We start from the raw sequence: 18693 nt of genomic DNA, 5'->3' as shown, positions 1-18693 counted from the left end.
GGTGGCCCGAAGGCCGCGCAGGTGCGTCGGGAGCAGGCCGGAAGGGTCTGCCTGGGGGGAGGAACGGGTCGTGAGGGTCAGTGTTTTCGGGCTCGGCTACGTGGGCTGCGTGTCGGCCGCGTGCCTGGCCGGCATGGGCCACCAGGTCGTCGGCGTGGACGTGAACCGGGTGAAGGTCGACCTGGTCAACGACGGCCGGGCCCCGGTGGTCGAGGAACGCATCGGCGAGCTGGTCGCCGAGGCCGTGGCGGCCGGGTCGCTGCGCGCCACCGGCGACGTCCGCGAGGCGATCAGGGACAGCGAGGTGTCGCTGATCTGCGTGGGCACGCCGTCGGAACCCAACGGCAGCCTGTGCACCACCTATCTGGAGCGGGTCACCGAGGAGATCGGCGCGGCGCTGGCCGAGCGGGGCGGGCGGCACACCGTGGTGTTCCGCAGCACCATGCTCCCGGGGACGTGCCTGAACCTGCTGGTGCCGATCCTGGAGAAGTACGTGGGCGGCACGGCCGGCGTGGACGTCGGGGTGGCGGTCAATCCGGAGTTCCTGCGCGAGGGCACCAGCGTGAAGGACTTCTTCGACCCGCCGAAGACGGTCATCGGCGAGCTCGACGCGGCGAGCGGCGACGTCGTGGCGGCGCTCTACGAGGGCCTGCCCGGCGAGGTGTTCCGGGTTCCGGTCGCGACGGCCGAGGCGATCAAGTACGCGGACAACGCCTTCCACGGCCTCAAGATCGGTTTCGCCAACGAGCTGGGCGCGGTCTGCCGGGCGCTCGGTGTGGACTCGCACCAGGTGATGGACGTGTTCCTCGCCGACCGCAAGCTGAACATCAGCCCCGCCTATCTGCGGCCGGGCTTCGCCTTCGGCGGCTCCTGCCTGCCCAAGGACCTGCGCAGCCTGGTCCACGCGGCGCAGCGGGCCGACGTCTCGGTGCCCATCCTCTCCCATGTGCTGCCGTCGAACGCCGACCATCTGCAGCGGGCGGTGGAGCTGGTGGAGCGCACCGGCAGACGGCGGGTGGGCCTGTTCGGGCTCTCCTTCAAACCCGGCACCGACGACCTGCGGGAGAGCCCGCTCGTGGAACTGGCGGAGCGCCTCTTCGGCAAGGGGTACGACCTGCGGATCCACGATGCCAACGTGAGCCTCTCGCGGCTGCTGGGCGCGAACCGGGAGTACATCGAGAACCGGCTGCCCCATCTGGCGCAGCTGCTCGCCGACACCGTCGAGGAGGTCGTCGAGCACGCCGAGGTGATCCTGGTCGGGACCGGGGACCCGGCCGTGCTGGAGCAACTGCCGCACGGCGACGGCACCGTGATCGTCGACCTCGTCCGCCTTCCCGACGCCGAGGCGCGCCGGACCGAGCCGGGGTACGTGGGCCTTGCCTGGTGACGAGAGGAGCGCCGCGGCCCCCGGCCGGCGCGCGCTCGTCCTGGTGGAGAACCTGTCGGTGCCGTTCGACCGGCGGGTGTGGCAGGAGTGCACGACACTGCGCGACGCCGGCTGGCGGGTCGATGTGATCTGCCCGCAGGGCGGCAAGCGGGACACGGAACCGGAGGCGGTGATCGACGGGGTGCGGATCCACCGCTACCCGTTGCGCGCGGCGACCGGGGGGCCGGCCGGCTATCTGCGGGAGTACGGCACGGCGCTGTGGCACACGCTCCGACTGGCCCGGAAGGTCGGTCCGGTGGACGTGGTCCACGCCTGCAACCCGCCGGACCTGCTGTTCCTGCCGGCGCTGTGGCTGAAGCGGCGCGGCGCGCGGTTCGTCTTCGACCAGCACGACCTGGTGCCCGAGCTGTACCTCTCCCGGTTCGGCCGCGGCGAGGACCTGCTCTACCGCGCCGTGTGCGCGCTGGAGCGGCGGACCTACCGGGCCGCGGACGTCGTGCTCGCCACCAACGAGAGCTACCGCGACGTCGCGGTGCGGCGCGGCGGCAAGCGGCCCGAGGACGTGTTCGTGGTGCGCAGCGCCCCGGACGTCGAGCGGTTCCGGCCGGTGCCGCCCGAGCCGGAGCTGAAGCGCGGGAAGTCCCATCTGCTGTGCTATCTGGGCGTGATGGGCCCGCAGGACGGCGTCGACTACGCGCTGCGGGCGCTGGCGAAGCTGCGCGACGAGGTCGGGCGGAGCGACTGGCACGCGGTGTTCGTCGGCGGCGGTGACACCTTCGACGCGATGGTGGAGCTGTCCCGGCGGCTCGGGCTCACGGAGCAGGTGGAGTTCACCGGACGGATTCCGGACGCCGATCTGGTGCGCTTCCTGTCCACGGCGGACGTGTGCCTCTCCCCCGACCCGTGCAATCCGCTCAACGACGTCTCGACCATGAACAAGGTCCTGGAGTACATGGTGATGGGGCGGCCGATCGTCTCGTTCGACCTCCGGGAGGCACGCGTCTCCGCCGGTGAGGCCGCCCTCTACGCGCCCGCCGACGACGAGTCGGAGTTCGCCCGTCTCGTCGCGCTGCTGATGGACGATCCGGAGCGGCGGGAGCTGATGGGCAAGACCGGCCGGGAGCGGATCGGCGGAAGCCTGTCCTGGCGCAACTCGCAGGCGCAGCTGCTCGCCGCCTACGCCGCCGCCTGCGGCGACCGGGCGCCGGCGGACCCAACCGGCCGGTCGGGGAAGAGGCCCCGCCGTTGAGCGACGACACGATACGCCTGGCCACGATCGGGCGGATCGTCCGCAGGCGCGGGCGGCTCCTCGCCGCCTTCGCCGTGGTGGGCGCCCTGGTCGGCTACGGCACCTCGCTGCTGCTGCCGCCGCGGTACACGACCTCGGCGTCGGTGCTGCTGCCGGGGGCGTGGGAGCAGCGCGAGCTGCTGACGCAGGCGGAGATCGCGGCCAGTTCGGTGGTGGTCGACCGGGCGGCGGCCGCGCTCGACTGGAGCGGGACCGACGGCGCCGATCTGCGCGACCGGGTGACGGCTCGGACGGCCGACGGGAACATCGTGACGATCTCCGGCACGGCCGACACCCCGGAGCGCGCGCAGCAGCTCGCCGACCAGGTGGCCCGCCAGTTCGTCTCGTTCGCCGCCCGGATCGCGGGCGACGGCACCGACCCCGGGGCGGTGGCGCCGCCCGAGGCGCTGCGGCAGCTGGTGGTGCAGACCAGCCGCCGGATCACCGAACTCGCCGAGGACAGCACAGGACAGAGCGTGGAGAGCGTGCAGACCCGCACCGAGCTGGCCAAGCTGCGCACCGCGCTCCAGGAGGCCGTGCGGGCGCTCGACGAGGCCGATCCGGCCGCGGGCGAGACCGACATGGTCGTCATGGGGCCGGCGGTCCGTCCCACCGGCGAGACTCCGCCGACACGGCTGCAGCTCGTCGCCGGCGGGGCGCTGCTGTTCTTCCTGCTCGCGGTCGTCGGGCATCTCACCGCGGCCCGGATGAGCCGCCGGCTGCGCACGGAGGCGGAGATCGCGGCGGCGCTGGGCTCGGCGTCGCTCGGCACCGTCGACGTGCCCGCCGGACCGGACGGGGACCGGCCGGCGGTCACCGGCCGCCGGGCCCGGATCCGCCGTCTGCTGGGCGCCGACGTCCGGTGGGACGTGCCGCCGCCGCAGGCGTCCGGTGACGAGGCGGACCGGCGCGTCCGCTGCCGGCGGGTGCACGCCCGTCTGCGGGAGCGGCTGCGCGGTCCCGGGGACCTGCTGGTCGTCGTCCCGGAGGGCGACGGGACCGCGCTGCGGGCCGCGGGGCTGCTGCTCGCGGAGGCCGGCGGGGAGGACCGCCGGCTGCGGACGGTGGAGGTCCCGGTGTCCGGGCCGCTGGTGCCGGACCGCGACGACGAGTCGGGCGCGCTGGTCGTGCTCAGCGCCGGGCTGTGGACCGCGGAGGACCTGGCCGGTGTGGCCGGTGCCTGCGCGGACGCCGGGCACGAGGTCGTCGGCGTCGTGCTGGCCGGCGCCGGGTGGGCCTCCCCGGCCGGCGCGGCCGGCCCCACCGGGCCGGTGCCGGCGTCCGCCCTCGCGGCGGGCGGGGAGACGAGGGGGGTTTCCCGGTGACGACGAGCACCGCACCGCAGTCACCGGCCCCGGCTCCCCTGATCGACCTTCAGGCGCTGGTGGTCGCGGTCCGCCGCCGCAGGCGCGTGTGGGCCTCGCTCGGGCTGCTGGGGCTGCTGGCCGGTGTGGCGGTGGCACTGCTGCTGCCGCCGCCGCCGACCGCGGGCACCACCGTGCTGGTGGCGCACCAGGACGACCAGCCGAACGACCCCGGCACCCTGATCCGCACGGACGTCGGGCTGCTGCACACGACGCGGATCGCGGGCAGGGCGCTCGAGGCCCTCGGTTCCGCCGAGCGGCCGGAGGACTTCATGGCGGACTACGAGGGCGCGGGCCTCACCAACAACCTGCTGCGGATCACGGTGTCCGGCGACAGCGACGCCCAGGCGGTGGCGCGGGCCGGGGCGCTCGCCGACGCCTTCGTCGCGGACCACGTGCGGCGCATCGAGGAGTCCGCCGACGCGGAGGCGGCCTCGCTGCTCGACCAGCGCGACCGGATGCGCGAGGACCTCGCCGGGGTCGACCGGGAGATCGGCGACGGGGCGGCCGAGAGCGGTCCGCGGGCGTCGGCGAACCTGGAGTCGCTCTTCGCCCGCCGGGCCGAACTCACCTCGCGGATAGCGGACTTCGACCAGCGCGCCGCGGAGGCGCGGATGGGCACGCCCCGGCTCGTGGCCGGCACCCGGATCGTGGACGCGCCGCGGGCGGTGCGGCACTCGCTGCCCCGGGCCGCCGCCACCGACGCCGGGATCGGGCTGGTGCTCGGGCTCGCGCTCGGGCTCGCGGCGGCCGCGGTCGGCGCGGTGGTGGCGGACCGCCCGGTGCTGCGGCGGGACGTGGCGGCGCACCTCGGGGCCTCGGTCGTCGCGGAGCTGCCCCGCCGGTCGCCCGGCGGGTGGCGGCGCCGGCGGGTCCGGACGGCGCGCGCCCGGCTGGCCGCGACCCTGGCCCGCACCGTGCGGGGGACGCGGGAGCCGGTGTCGCTGCTGGAACTGGGCTGCGCGCCGAGCACGGCCGCGCTCGCCCTGGACCTCGCCGGGGCGCTGGCCCCGCGGGGGCCGGTGGTCGTCGTCGACGGCCTCCCCGGCGCGCGGCTCGCCCGCCGCCGCCCGAAGCCGGGCGACCCGGACGTGGTGGGCGGCGAGGCGGCCGAGAGCGTGCCGCCGGGGGCGCTGCGGCTCGGCGTGGGCTCGGTGGCGCCCGGCACCGCGTGGACCGATCTGCGGTATCTCGGCACCCGGACCGTGCTCGTCGTACGGGCCGGGCACGGCAGCACCGCATGGCTGCACACCGTGGCGCGTCAGCTCGCGGACCAGGGCATCGAGGTGACCGGGGTGGTCCTCATCGACCCCGATCCGCGTGACCGGACCGACGGCACGCTGTGGGACGGCCCGCCGGCGCCGCGCGGGCGGGGCGCACCGCCCGCGCCACGAAACCGTGGCGCCTCCGCCCCCGGCGCCCCGGCGGCGGAGGCGGAGACGGAGGCGGAGGCGGAGGCAGACACGGAGTCGGAGGCGGAGGCGGACCGGCCCCCGGAGCGGCGGCCGGCGTGGGCGGCGCGGAGTGCGGACAGCGACCAGGAGGCGAGGTAGGACATGTGTGGCATAGCAGGCGCGTACCGGTGGCCCGACGGGAAGGCCGTGGCCGACCGGCTCACCGACACCCTCGCCCACCGCGGTCCGGACGGGGCGGGCCGGTACAGCCACCCCGTCGGTGACGGGGAGGTGCACCTGGGCCACCGCCGGCTGGCGATCATCGACCTGTCCGGGACCGGAGCCCAGCCGATGCGCTCGGACGGCCTGGTGCTGACGTACAACGGCGAGCTGTACAACGCCCCCGAGCTGCGGGCCGAGCTGACGGCCGCCGGGGTCCGCTTCCGCGGCACCTCCGACACCGAGGTGCTGCTGGAGGCGTGGCGGCGCTGGGGCACGGACTGCCTGCCGCGGCTGCGGGGCATGTTCGCCTTCGGGATCTTCGACGAGCGGACCGGTGAACTGGTCCTCGCCCGCGACCAGCTCGGCATCAAGCCGCTGTTCCTGCTGCGGCGCGGCGGGGGCCTGGTGTTCGCCTCGGAGCTCAAGGCGCTCGCCGCCGTGACCGGCGGCTCGCTGGAGGTGGACCACGCGGCGCTGGTGGCCTCGCTCCTCTACTACTGGGTGCCGGACTCCCGGTGCGCGTTCCGCGAGGCGGAGAAGCTGCCGCCGGGCAGCTGGCTGCGCTGCCGGCCGGACGGCCGGGTGGAGCGCGGCCGGTTCTGGAGCCTGAAGGACGTCGCCGCCGAGGGACGGGAGCGGGCCCTGAGCGGCGACCTGCCGGACATCGCCGCCGTCGTCGAGGAGTCGACCCGCCTGCACCTGCTCTCCGACGTGCCCGTGGCGACATTCCTCTCCGGCGGTCTGGACTCCAGCTATCTGACGGCGCTGGCCGCCCGCGACCGGCCCGGGATCTCCGCGTACACCATCGGCTTCCGCGCCGAGGACGCCCGGTTCGAGGCGATGCCGGACGACCTGCGCTACGCCCGGCAGGTGGCCGCGCGGTTCGGGGTGGACCTGCACGAGATCGAGATCGCGCCGGACGTGCTCGACCTGCTGCCGCGGATGACGTACCACCTGGACGAGCCGATCGGCGACCCGGCGGCGATCAACACGTTCCTGATCTGCTCGGCCGCCCGGGAGGCCGGGGTCAAGGTGATGCTGTCGGGGATGGGCGCCGACGAGCTGTTCGCCGGCTACCGCAAGCACCTGGCCAACCAGCTCGCGGTGCGCTACCGGCGCGTCCCGCGGCCGCTGCGGCGCGGGCTGTCGGGGGCGGTGGACCGGCTGCCGGTCGCCTCGTCCCGGCGGGGGTACCGGTCGGTGCGGTTCGCCAAGCGGTTCCTCTCCTTCGCCGATCTGCCGGAGGAGGCGGCGTTCCGGCGCAGCTACACCATGTACGACCGCCAGGAGCTGCTCGCCCTGATCGACCCGGACCTGGCGGGGACCGTCGACGACGTGCTGACCGAGCACGCGGACGTGTACCGGGACAACGAGCTCGACGACTTCGTGAACCGGATGTGCCTGGGCGACGCGCGGATGTTCCTGCCGGGCCTCAACCTCGCCTACACGGACCGCTCCAGCATGGCCGCGTCGACCGAGGTGCGGGTGCCCTACGTGGACGTGGAGGTGGTCAGGGCGGCGTTCGCCGTGCCCGGCGACCGCAAGATCGTGGGACGGCAGGGCAAGGCCGTCCTCAAGGAGGCGGCGGCCACCGTCCTGCCGCGGGAGATCGTGTACCGGCCCAAGGGCCTGTTCAGCGCCCCGCTGCGGGCGTGGATGAGCCGGGACCTCGCGCCGCTGGTGCGCGAGGTGATCCATGACGGGGAGCTCGTCAGGTCCGGCTTCCTGCGCCGTGACGCGCTGGCGCGGCTGGCCGCGGAGGACGCCGCGGGGCACCGGGACCACTCCAAGCACCTGTGGCACGTGCTGACGCTGGAGCACTGGTATCGCGGCGCGACCTCGGAGGCCGGCCGGACCACTCGGACGGCGGCTCGGTAGACCGATGGCAGGACGCACGGCAGGACGAACGGGAAGGCGACAGGAGTTCGCGTGAAGCAGGTCGTACAGAACTACAAGAGCGGCGAGCTGGCGGTGCTGGACGTGCCGGTGCCGGGGTGCAAGCCCGGCGGTGTGCTGGTGCGCAGCGCCTACTCGCTCATCTCCACCGGGACCGAGCTGATGAAGGTGTCCGAGGCCGGCATGTCGATGCTGGGCAAGGCGCGTTCCCGGCCGGACCAGGTGGCCAAGGTCATGCAGAGCGTGGCCGTCAACGGGGTGCCCGCCACCTACCGCAAGGTGATGGGCAAGCTGGACTCCTGGACACCGCTGGGCTATTCACTGTGCGGGGTGGTCGAGCAGGTCGGCGCCGGCGTCGACGACGTCAAGGCCGGCGACCTGGTGGCCTGCGCCGGCAACGAGCACGCGCTGCACGCCGAGCTGAACTGGGTGCCGAAGAACCTCTACGCCCCGGTGCCGGACGGTCTGGAGCCCCGGCACGCGGCCTTCGGCACGGTCGGCTCGATCGCCCTCCAGGGCGTCCGCCAGGGCGAGTCCCGGCTCGGCGAGACGGCGCTGGTCATCGGCCTGGGTCTGATCGGGCAGCTGGTGGTGCAGCTGCTCACCGCGTCCGGGGTCCGGGTCGTCGGCGTCGACCCCGACCCGGCGCGCTGCGAGCTCGCCGAGCGGCTCGGCGCCGCGGCCTGCGGCGACCCGGAGTCCGCGGCGGTGGAGGGCGCCGTCGCCGAACTCACCGGCGGCCACGGCGTGGACCAGGTGTACCTGGCCGCCGGCGGCAGCAGCAACCAGCCCGTCGAGCTGGCCGCCCGGCTGTGCCGGGACCGCGGCCGGGTCGTCGACATCGGCAAGTGCCGCCTCGACCTGCCGTGGAACGCGTACTACGAGAAGGAGCTGGACGTCCGCTTCTCCCGCAGCTACGGCCCCGGGCGCTACGACCCCGAGTACGAGCTGGAGGGGCGGGACTACCCGATCGGCTACGTCCGCTGGACCGAGCGCCGCAACCTGGCGTGCTTCCTCGACCTCGTCGCCCGCGGCAGAGTCGACGTGGAGCCCCTGGTCTCCCACGTCGCCGCCTTCGACGACGCCGTGGAGACCTACCGGAGCCTGAAGGACGGCGAACTCAAGGCCGTGGCCGTGCTGTTCCGCTACCCGGCCCCGGACGGGGAGGCGTCCGCGGCGGCGGCCCCCGAGGTGACGGTGCCCGCGGTGAACCTGCCCGCGGCGACCGCGCGGCGGCGGCCCGCGCGGGCCGCCGGGAAGCCGGTGCGCCTCGCGTTCGTCGGCGCCGGCAACTACGCGACGTCGATGCTGCTGCCGCACCTGGCGCGGCGCGACGGAGTCGAACTGGCGGCGGTCGTCACCACGACGGCGCTGTCCGCGGCCAACGCACGCCGGAAGTTCGGCTTCGCCGAGGCGACCACCGACCTCGACACCGTCCTCGGGGACGACGGCGTCGACGCGGTGTTCGTGGTCACCCGGCACAGCTCGCACGCCGACCTGACCCGCAAGGCGCTGCTGGCCGGCAAGGCGGTGTTCGTGGAGAAGCCGCTCGCGCTCACCGGCGACGAACTGGCCGGTGTGCTCGCGGCGGTGGAGGAGTCCGGCAACGACCGGCTCCAGGTCGGCTTCAACCGCCGGTTCGCGCCGCTGCTGCGGGAGGCGAAGGCGCGCTTCGGCGCCAGGACCGGGCCGGCGAGCCTGCGCTACCTGGTCAACGCCGGCAGTCTGGCGCACGGGAGCTGGTACCTGCGGGGCGCCACCGAGGGCTCTCGTTTCGCCGGTGAGGGCGGGCACTTCGTCGACACCGCGAGCTGGCTGCTCGACGCCGATCCGGTGTCGGTGTACGCGGTCACCACGCCCGGCGACGAGGACCTCCAGGTCGTGCTGGGATACCCGGACGGGTCCACCGCCACCATCAGCTACGTCACCACCGGCTCCCCCGGCTTCCCCAAGGAGACCCTGGACCTGGTCGCGGACGGCAAGGTGCTGCGGCTCGACGACTTCGTCCGCGCCAGTGTGTACGGCCGCGGGAAATGGGTCAGCTCACGGCTGCCGAAGGCCCGGGACAAGGGCCAGTCCGCCGAACTGGCCGCCTTCGTGCGCGCCGTGCGGAGCGGCGGCCCGATGCCGGTGCCGCTGGAGTCGCTGGCCGCGACCACGGCGGCCACCCTCGCGGTGGGCGTCTCGTCGGCGAGCGGTCTGCCCGTGACGCTGGCGGGAGCCCGGTGAGCGTGCGTTCCGGCAGCCCGGCCTGGTACCTGCGGCGGCTGTCCCGGATGGGGCCGCGGGAGATCGGCGGCCGGGCGGCCGACACCTTGCGCCGGCGGCGCTGGCGTGCCGCGCCGCCCGCCCGCCCGGCGGTGACCGGTGCCCGGTTCACCGCCGTGCTGCCCGCGGGGGCCGCCGGCTCCGTGCCGGCGGACGCCGTGAAGCGCCTGGTCGCCGACGCCGACCGGCTGATGGAGGGGCACGGCGAGTTCTTCGGCGTGCGCCGTGACGACATGGCCGACCCGGACTGGTGCCACGACCCGAAGACCGGGCGCCGCGCCCCGTGGGTGCACGCCTTCGACGTGCCGTACCGCGACGAGGACGCGGTCGGCGACATCAAGCAGATCTGGGAGCCGTCCCGGCACCAGTACCTGACCGTGCTCGCCGCCGCCTACGCCCTCACCGGCGAGGAGCGGTACGCGGAGCGGGTGGCCGCGCATCTGCGGTCGTGGTGGGCGGCGAACACCCCGCTGCGCGGCGTGCACTGGACCAGCGGCATCGAGCTGGGCATCCGGCTGCTGTCCTGGGTGTGGATACGCCGGCTGCTCGACGGCTGGCCGGGCGCCGCCGCGCTGTTCGAGGAGAACCCGGCGGCCCTGGACCAGATCTGGCACCACCAGCGCTGGCTGGCCGCCTTCCCCAGCCGGGGCTCCTCGGCCAACAACCATGTCGTCGCCGAGGCCGCCGGCCAGTTCGCCGCGGCCTGCGCCTTCGGCTGGTTCCCCTCCTCGGCGCGCTGGCGGGAGCGGGCGCTGCGGTCGCTGGAGCGGCAGCTGAGGGCCAACACGTTCGGCTCCGGTCTCAACCGCGAACTGGCCACCGAGTACCACGGGCTGGTGCTGGAACTGGGCCTGGCGGCCGTGGCCGAGGCGGACGCGGCCGGCGTGCCCGTCCCCGACCCGGTCCGGCTCGTGCTGCTGCGGATGACCGACGCGCTCGCCGCCGTCGTCGACGACCGGCTGCGGCCGCCGCGGCAGGGCGACGCGGACGACGGGCACGGGCTGGTCCTGGACGGCGCGGACACCGGGCGCTGGGGTTCGCTGCTGGCCACCGGCGAGGCCGTGTTCGGGCGGCTGCCCTGGTGGCCCGAGCCGGCCGGCACCGATGTGCGCACCCCGCTGCTCGCGTCGCTGCTGCGGCCGTACGGCGCGGCCGTGTCCCGCCCGGAGAGCCGGCCGGACCACTTCGCCGACGCCGGTCTCACCGTGCTGCGCGGCCCGGACGGCATCTGGTGCCGCTGCGACGGCGGTCCGCACGGCTTCCTGTCGATCGCCGCGCACGCCCACGCCGACGCGCTGTCCGTGGAGGTCCGCCAGGACGGGGTCGACGTGCTCGCCGACCCGGGCACGTACTGCTACCACGGGCAGCCCGAGTGGCGGAGCTACTTCCGGTCGACCCTCGGGCACAACACGCTGGAGCTGGACGGCACCGACCAGTCCGTCTCCGGCGGCCCGTTCCTGTGGACCCGCCACGCCCGCAGCCAGGTCCTGGCGGTGGACACGAGCGGCGCCCGTGCCGGGGGAACGTCCCGCTGGTGCGCCGAGCACGACGGCTACCAGGGCTCCGCGCACCGCCGTCAGGTGGAACTGGACGCCGCCACCCGGGAGCTGAGGATCACCGACGAGGTGAGCGGGCCGCGCCGCGCGGTGCGCCTCGCGTTCCATCTCGGCCCCGAGGTCTCCGCCCACCTGGCGGACGGCGCGGCCCTGCTGACCTGGACCTCGGACGGCGAGGAGCGCTCCGCGGTCCTCGACCTGCCGGGCGGGCTGAGCTGGCGGGCCCACCGGGGCAGGAGCGAACCGCCGCTGGGCTGGTACTCCGCCGGCTTCGGCCGCAAGGAGCCCAGCACCACCCTGGTCGGCAGCGGTTTCACCGACGGCTCCGCGCCGTCGGTGCGGTACACCACCGTGCTCGCCTTCCGCGGTCGGGGGGCCTGACAGGTGGGACGCACGGGGATCGGGTGGCGGCGCACGGTGTCGCCGGCGGCGACGCTGGTGCTGCTCGCCCTGGTGGCGGCGACCGGCTGCGAGAGCGCGCCGGACGCCCCCCGGGGGAAGGACGCCGCCCCGGCCCCGTCCGCGGCGCGGGTGTGCGCCGCGCCCGCGCCCGGGCCGGCGACCGCGCCGCCGGGCGCGGTGACGGTCGACCCCACCGTCACCGGCGACCTGGCCGTCAAGACCAGGAACAGCCCCCCGCGCACCGTCTTCTGGCTCCGGCCCGGCGTCCACACCCTGCCGCGGGACCGCTTCGCGCAGGTCGTCCCGAAGGAGGGGAACAGCTACGTCGGCGCCCCGGGCGCGGTGCTGGACGGCCGGCGGACCAACCAGTACGCCTTCGGCGGCGCCGCCCGCGACGTCACCGTCCGCCATCTGACCGTGCAGGGCTTCGTCGCGCCGCACGACGAGGGCGTGGTCAACCACGACTCCGCCGACGGCTGGACGATCGAGCACAGCACGGTCCAGCACAACTCCGGCGCCGGGCTGATGGCCGGCGCCGGCCAGCGGGTGCGCGCCAACTGCCTCCGCGCCAACGGCCAGTACGGGATGAACGCGTACAAGGCCGAGGGGCGGATCACCGGCCTGGTGGTCGAGGGCAACGAGATCACGGGCAACAACACGGACGACTGGGAGCGGCGGCGGCCGGGCTGCGGCTGCACCGGCGGCGTCAAGTTCTGGGCCGTGGACGGTGCCGACGTGCGGGGCAACTGGGTGCACGACAACCGCGGCGCCGGGCTGTGGGCGGACACCAACAACAACGACTTCCGCATCGAGGGCAACCTCCTGGAGTCCAACGACGGTGCCGCGCTGATCTACGAGACCAGCTACAACGCGGTGATCCGCGCCAACACCATCCGGCGGAACAACTGGGTCGAGGGCCGGCGCTACGCGGACCGCGGCGACACCTTCCCGTTCGGGACCGTCTACGTCTCCGAGTCCGGCGGCGAGCCCCGCATCCCGGCGCGCACGGACAGGATCGACATCCACCGCAACGTGCTGGAGGACAACTGGTCCGGGATCACCCTGTGGGAGAACGCCGACCGCTTCTGCAACAGCCCGGCCAACACCTCGTCCGGCCACTGCACGCTGCTCGTGGCGGACACCGCACGCTGCGCCCAGCCGGGGATCGCGACCGCACCGCTCTACGACGACTGCCGGTGGAAGACCCAGCGGGTGGACGTCCACGGCAACCGGTTCGCGCTCGACACGTCCGTCGTCCCCTGCACGGTCCGGTGCGACCGGATGGCGGTGCTCGCCAACTACGGCACCTATCCCGACTGGTCGCCGTACCAGGGCGAGCGGGTGGCGCGGGCGATCACCCGCGAGCAGGACAACCGCTTCTGGGACAACGACTACGTCGGCCCGTGGACGTTCGTCGCCCACGACCCGAGCCGGACGCTCGACCCCGGGCAGTGGCAGGGCACGCCGTACCAGCAGGACGCGGGCAGCACCTTCCGCGCACGGGACGGTGGGTGAGATGACCGCCGACCGCACACCGGGGGCCGTCGGGGCGGCCTGGGGACTGCTGATCCTCAACACCCTCGGCTCCGCCGGGGCGCAGACCATCGTCCCGCTGCCGCGCTCCCTGATCCAGATGGTCACGATGGGCGCGCTGGTGGCGGCGTTCACACTGGCCCTCGCCGTCAATCTCCGGCTGCGGGTGCGACCGGGCGCCTACGTCTTCCTGCTCACCCTGCTGCTGGTGCCGAGCGTGCTGTCCAGCGTGCACCTGGAGTCCGGCTTCGGCGCGCTGTTCCGCTGCGCCCGCCTCTGCCTCTTCGTCGCCACGCTGTGGCTGCTCAGCCGGTGGTGGGACGGCGGGACGGCGTTCGTCCGGCACCACATCCGGATGTACTTCGCGGTCCTGTGCTCGGTGGCCGCGGGCGCGCTCCTGTCGCCGGGCGCGGCCATGCCCGAGCTGTACGGCGGGCGGCTGGTCGGCGCGCTGTGGCCGCTCACCCCGCCGCAGATCGGGCAGTACGCGGCGGTGATCACCGGGCTCGCCGTCCTGCTGCTGCTCGGCCGCCGGACCGACCGGCGCGGCGCGGCGGCGGTCGTCGTGCCGGCGCTGGTGCTGCTCGCGCTGACCCATACCCGGACGGCGACGATCGGCCTGCTCGTCGGGCTGCTGCTGGCCATCGGCTCGCTCGTGCTGACCAGCGCCGCCGCCCGGCGCTTCTTCGCCTGGGCGGTGCTGTGCGCCGCGGTGGCCGCGGTCGCCTTCGGCTCCCTGGTGCGGGCGTGGTTCCTGCGCGGGCAGAGCCAGGAGAACTTCACCAGCCTGACCGGCCGGGCCAAGGTCTGGGACGCCCTGCTGGCCGCGCCCCGGACGGCGACGGAGCAGCTGTTCGGCGTGGGCCTCGGCGACAAGTCGTTCGGCGGGCTGCCGATCGACAACAGCTGGCTGGCCGTCTACCACGAGCAGGGCGTGACCGGTGTCGTGCTGGTGAGCGGGGTCTTCGTCGTCCTGGGCGGGGTCGCGCTGCTGCGTCCCCCGTCGCTGTCGAGGGCCTGCGCGATCTTCCTGATCAGCTACTGCGCGATCGCCTCGTACACCGAGGCGGGACTGGGCGACGCCTCGCCGTACCTGCTGCATCTGGCGGTGGCCGCCTCCCTGCTCGCGGCGCCCGCGGCACGGGACGCCCACGCGGTGCCGGCCGCGCCGGGGCCGCGGGAGGCGCAGCCCGCGCGGGAGACCCCCGGGCCACCCGCCGCGCCGGAGCCCCGGCAGGCACCCGGAGCGCCGGAACCCCGCGACGGGTACGCCCTGCCGGAACCCCGCGACGCGTACTCCGCGCCGGAGCCCGGGGACGCCCACGCCCTACCGGAGCCCGGGGACGGGTACGCCGCGCCGGAGCCGGTGGAAGCACCCGGCGCGACCCGGCTCCCCCTCCCCCGCACGCCCCGTACACCGGAGGTGACCTGACGCCATGCATGTCCTCGTGGTGCACAACCGCTACGCCTCCGCCCAGCCGAGCGGGGAGAACAACGTCGTCGACCAGGAGGTGGCGCTGCTGCGCGGCGCCGGTCACCGGGTCGGGCTGTTCGAGCGGCGCAGCGACGACATCGGCGGTCTGCCGCTGCCGCGCAAGGCCGCGCTCCCGCTGCTGGTGCCGTGGAACCCGTCGGTCCGCACGGAGCTGGCCGCCAGGCTCCGCACCGAGCGCCCGGACGTGGTGCACGTCCACAACGTCTTCCCGCTGCTGTCGCCCGCGGTGCTGGCGGCCTGCGCCGACGCCGGTGTGCCGGCCGTGGCCACGCTGCACAACTACACGCAGGTCTGCCCGCCCGGCACCCTCCAGCGGGACGGCCGGCCGTGCACGGCGTGCGTCGGCTCCACGCCGCTGCCCGCCGTCCGGCACGGCTGCTACCGGAACTCCCGGCTCGCGACGGTGCCGCTGGCGGTCAGCCTGTCGGTCAACCGGCGGCGCTGGTGGTCCGGTGTGGAGCGGTTCTTCTGCATCTCGGCGGCGCAGCGCGACGTCCTCGTCCGGTCCGGCATGCCGGCCGAACGGCTCGCGGTGAAGCACAACTTCGTGCCCGACCCGGGCGCGACGCGCGAGGGCGGCGGGGAGCAGCTGCTCTTCCTCGGGCGCCTGGCGGAGGCCAAGGGCGTACGGCTGCTGATGGCCGCGTGGGACGAGATCGCGGCCGGCGGCGGTGTCGGCGTGCCGCTGGTGATCGCCGGCGCGGGGCCGCTGGAGCCGGAGGTGAGGGCCTGGGCCGCGGGCCGGGACGACGTCCGGTTCGCGGGTCTGTACGACCCGGAGCAGTGCCGGCGGGCCGTCGCCCGGTCGGTCGCCGTGGTCGCTCCGTCCACCTGGATGGAGGCGTTCGGCCTGGTGGCCGTGGAGGCGATGGCGGCCGGGGTCCCGGCGGTCGCCGCCGGTCACGGCGCCTTCACCGAGCTGGTGGAGGACGGGGTGACGGGTCTGCTGCACCGGCCGGGCGAGGCCGCCTCGCTCGCCGCGTGCCTGCGGCGGGTCGCGGCCGATCCGGCCGCCAACCGGGAGATGGGACGGGCGGCCCGGCGCCGGTACGAGCAGGGCTTCAGCCCGGCCGTCGGGCTGGAGCGCCTGGAGGAGGGGTACCGCACCGCACTCGCGGGGCGGTCGGGCGGCGGGGTGGGCCCGCCGCCGGCAGGGGACACGGGAACGGGCTCGCGACGGGGACACCCGCGCGAGCGGGATGGGGGAAGCAGATGACACGATGCCGACTCTGCGGCTCGGCGGCGACGGCGAGCGTCGTCGACCTGGGGGCCACACCGCCGTGCGAGAGCTTTCTCGCCGCGGACGAACTCGACCGGCCGGAACCGGCGTACCCGCTGCACCTGCGGGTCTGCACCGAGTGCTGGCTGGCGCAGATCCCGCCGCTGATCACACCGGAGGAGACGTTCAGCGAGTACGCGTACTTCTCCTCGTACTCGACCTCGTGGGTGGAGCACGCGCGCACGTTCGTCGCGGGTGCCGCCGAGCGGCTGGGCCTCGGCGACGGCTCCTTCGTCGTCGAGGTCGCGAGCAACGACGGCTATCTGCTGAAGCACGTGGTGGAGCGCGGCATCCGCTGCCTGGGCATCGAGCCGTCGGTGAACGTCGGCGCCGCGGCGCGCGACGCGGGCGTGCCCACGGTCACCGCGTTCCTGGACCCGGACACGGCCGCGGGGGTCCGCGCCGAGCACGGTCCGGCCGACCTGGTGGTCGCCAACAACGTGTACGCGCACATCCCCGACGTCATCGGGTTCACCCGGGGGCTGCGCGCCCTGGTCGCCGACGACGGCTGGGTGTCGGTCGAGGTGCAGCACCTGCTGACCCTGATCGAGGAGAACCAGTACGACACGATCTACCACGAGCACTTCCAGTACTACACGGTCGCCTCCGCGATCCGCGCGCTGGCGAGCGGCGGGCTGACGCTCGTGGACGTGGAACTCCTGCCCACCCACGGCGGTTCCGTCCGGCTGTGGGCCCGTCCCGCCGAGGTGGCGGGCGAGCCGTCGGCCCGGGTGGCCGAGGTGCTGGACCGGGAGAAGGCCGCCGGGCTCCAGGAGCTCTCCGGGTACGCGGAGTTCTCCGCCCGGGTGGCCAAGGTTCGCCGGGACCTGCTGCGGTTCCTGATCGACGCCGCCGAGCGCGGCGAGACCGTCGTCGGCTACGGCGCCCCGGGCAAGGGCAACACGCTGCTCAACCACTGCGGCATCCGGCCCGATCTGCTGGCGTACACGGTCGACCGCAACCCGTACAAGCACGGCCGGTTCACCCCCGGTACGCGCATCCCGGTCCTGCCGCCCGAGCGGATCGCCGCCGACCGGCCGGACTGGGTCCTGGTCCTGCCGTGGAACCTGCGGGACGAGCTGGTCGAGCAGCTCTCGTTCGTGCACGAGTGGGGCGGCCGGCTGGTCTTCCCCATACCGGAACTGAGCATTGTCGAGGTCACGCGATGAAGGTCGTCCTGTTCTGCGGCGGTTACGGGATGCGGATGCGCAGCGGCGCCACCGACGACGTGCCCAAGCCGATGGCGATGGTCGGCCCCCGGCCGCTGATCTGGCACGTGATGCGCTACTACGCGCACTACGGGCACACCGAGTTCATCCTGTGCCTCGGCTACGGGGCCCACCACATCAAGGACTTCTTCCTCGGCTACGAGGAGACGACGTCCAACGACTTCGTGCTGCGCGGCGGGCGGACCGAGCTGCTGTCCACCGACATCTCGGACTGGACGATCACCTTCGCCCAGACCGGCATCGAGTCCCCGATCGGCGAGCGGCTGCGCCGGGTGCGGCACCACCTGGACGGCGACGAGATGTTCCTCGCGAACTACGCCGACGTCCTCACCGACGCCCCGCTGCCGGAGATGATCGACCGCTTCCGCCGGCGCGACGCCGGGGCGTCGATGACGGTCGTCCCGCCGCAGTCCTCGTTCCACTGCGTGGACCTGGGCGAGGACGGCATGGTGGGCGGCATCACCCCGGTGAGCGAACTGCCGCTGTGGGAGAACGGCGGCTACTTCGTGCTCCGCCAGGAGGTCTTCGACCACATCCCCGAGGGCGGCGACCTCGTCGCCGACGGCTGCGCGGGGCTGGCCAAGGAGGGACGGCTGGTGGCCTACCGGCACCGCGGCTTCTGGAAGCCGACCGACACGGTGAAGGAGCGTGCCGCGCTCGACGAGGCCTACGCCCGGGGAGAGCGCCCGTGGGCCGTGTGGGAACGCGACGGTGCCACGGTGGGGTCCGCGTGATCCGGCTGGGCGCCGGACGCCTGGAACGGATCGTCGCCGTGGGCGCGCACTGCGACGACATCGCCATCGGCGCGGGCGGCACCCTGCTGACGCTCTGCGCAGCCCGGCCGGGCCTGCGGGTCGACGCGCTGGTGCTCTCCGGCGGCGGGAGCGAGCGGGAGCGGGAGGAGCGGGCGGCACTCGCCGCCTTCTGCCCCGGCGCCGACCTCCGGCTGACCGTGCTCAAGCTGCCGGACGGCCGGATGCCCGGGTACTGGGAGGAGGTGAAGTCCGCCGTGGAGGAGCTGCGCGCGGGCACGGAGCCGGACCTGATCCTCTCCCCGCGCACCGACGACGCCCACCAGGACCACAGCGGCCTGGCGCGGCTGATGACCACCGCCTACCGCGACCACCTCGTGCTCGGCTACGAGATCGTCAAGTGGGACGGCGACCTGGGCCGTCCGGTGGCGTACCAGCCGCTGACGCCGCAGACCGCCGAACGCAAGGCGGCGCTGCTGGAGGCGCACTACGCCTCCCAGCGGCACCGGCCCTGGTACGACCGGGAGGCCTTCCTCGGGCTGGCCCGGATACGCGGCATCGAGAGCCACACGCGCTACGCCGAGGCCTTCGCCGTCACCAAACTCACTCTCGACCTGGGGGAATGACC

Annotated in this window: 12 protein-coding genes and 1 pseudogene; all 13 read left to right on the top strand. The window is 74.5% G+C overall.

Annotation, left to right across the window (positions count from 1 at the left end; all coding sequences use genetic code 11):
- Positions 1-70 precede the first annotated feature (70 nt).
- The 13 genes and pseudogenes from IAG43_RS29305 (at position 71) to IAG43_RS29245 (ending at position 18691) form a co-directional block, all read left to right on the top strand.
- Positions 71-1387 (top strand): nucleotide sugar dehydrogenase, encoded by a 1317-nt coding sequence (locus IAG43_RS29305; protein ID WP_187743671.1) that lies wholly within the window; start codon positions 71-73, stop codon positions 1385-1387.
- On the top strand, positions 1377-2636 hold the full coding sequence (locus IAG43_RS29300; RefSeq protein WP_187743670.1) for a glycosyltransferase family 4 protein: 1260 nt from the start codon (positions 1377-1379) through the stop codon (positions 2634-2636). The genes IAG43_RS29305 and IAG43_RS29300 overlap by 11 nt, the downstream gene beginning before the upstream one ends.
- Entirely contained in the window at positions 2633-4000 is a 1368-nt protein-coding gene (locus tag IAG43_RS29295; protein WP_187743669.1) for a YveK family protein, read from the top strand. The genes IAG43_RS29300 and IAG43_RS29295 overlap by 4 nt, the downstream gene beginning before the upstream one ends.
- Complete coding sequence (locus tag IAG43_RS29290; protein WP_187743668.1) at positions 3997-5592, top strand: Wzz/FepE/Etk N-terminal domain-containing protein; 1596 nt, start codon at positions 3997-3999, stop codon at positions 5590-5592. The genes IAG43_RS29295 and IAG43_RS29290 overlap by 4 nt, the downstream gene beginning before the upstream one ends.
- A 3-nt stretch (positions 5593-5595) precedes the next feature.
- On the top strand, positions 5596-7533 hold the full coding sequence (gene asnB / locus IAG43_RS29285; protein ID WP_187743667.1) for an asparagine synthase (glutamine-hydrolyzing): 1938 nt from the start codon (positions 5596-5598) through the stop codon (positions 7531-7533).
- 51 nt (positions 7534-7584) lie between these two features.
- Complete coding sequence (locus IAG43_RS29280) at positions 7585-9780, top strand: bi-domain-containing oxidoreductase (RefSeq protein ID WP_187743666.1); 2196 nt, start codon at positions 7585-7587, stop codon at positions 9778-9780.
- A 47-nt stretch (positions 9781-9827) separates the two neighbouring features.
- Positions 9828-11756, top strand: coding sequence for a heparinase II/III family protein (locus tag IAG43_RS29275; protein WP_187744702.1), 1929 nt, complete (start codon positions 9828-9830; stop codon positions 11754-11756).
- A gap of 3 nt (positions 11757-11759) precedes the next feature.
- On the top strand, positions 11760-13292 hold the full coding sequence (locus IAG43_RS29270; protein ID WP_425508627.1) for a right-handed parallel beta-helix repeat-containing protein: 1533 nt from the start codon (positions 11760-11762) through the stop codon (positions 13290-13292).
- 1 nt (position 13293) lies between these two features.
- A pseudogene (locus tag IAG43_RS29265) lies at positions 13294-14511 on the top strand (O-antigen ligase domain-containing protein); the annotation flags it as partial.
- 235 nt (positions 14512-14746) lie between these two features.
- Entirely contained in the window at positions 14747-16021 is a 1275-nt protein-coding gene (locus IAG43_RS29260; RefSeq protein ID WP_187743665.1) for a glycosyltransferase, read from the top strand.
- Entirely contained in the window at positions 16018-17253 is a 1236-nt protein-coding gene (locus IAG43_RS29255) for a class I SAM-dependent methyltransferase (protein WP_187743664.1), read from the top strand. Before IAG43_RS29260 ends, IAG43_RS29255 begins: the two co-directional genes overlap by 4 nt.
- Positions 17250-18047: a sugar phosphate nucleotidyltransferase gene (locus IAG43_RS29250; protein WP_187743663.1), complete on the top strand. Its 798-nt coding sequence runs from the start codon at positions 17250-17252 to the stop codon at positions 18045-18047. The genes IAG43_RS29255 and IAG43_RS29250 overlap by 4 nt, the downstream gene beginning before the upstream one ends.
- Positions 18044-18691 (top strand): PIG-L deacetylase family protein, encoded by a 648-nt coding sequence (locus IAG43_RS29245; RefSeq protein ID WP_187743662.1) that lies wholly within the window; start codon positions 18044-18046, stop codon positions 18689-18691. The genes IAG43_RS29250 and IAG43_RS29245 overlap by 4 nt, the downstream gene beginning before the upstream one ends.
- Positions 18692-18693: the final 2 nt, after the last annotated feature.

This window comes from Streptomyces genisteinicus (assembly GCF_014489615.1).
In the GTDB taxonomy this organism is placed as follows: domain Bacteria; phylum Actinomycetota; class Actinomycetes; order Streptomycetales; family Streptomycetaceae; genus Streptomyces; species Streptomyces genisteinicus.
This window is presented reverse-complemented; position numbering and strand designations above follow the sequence as displayed.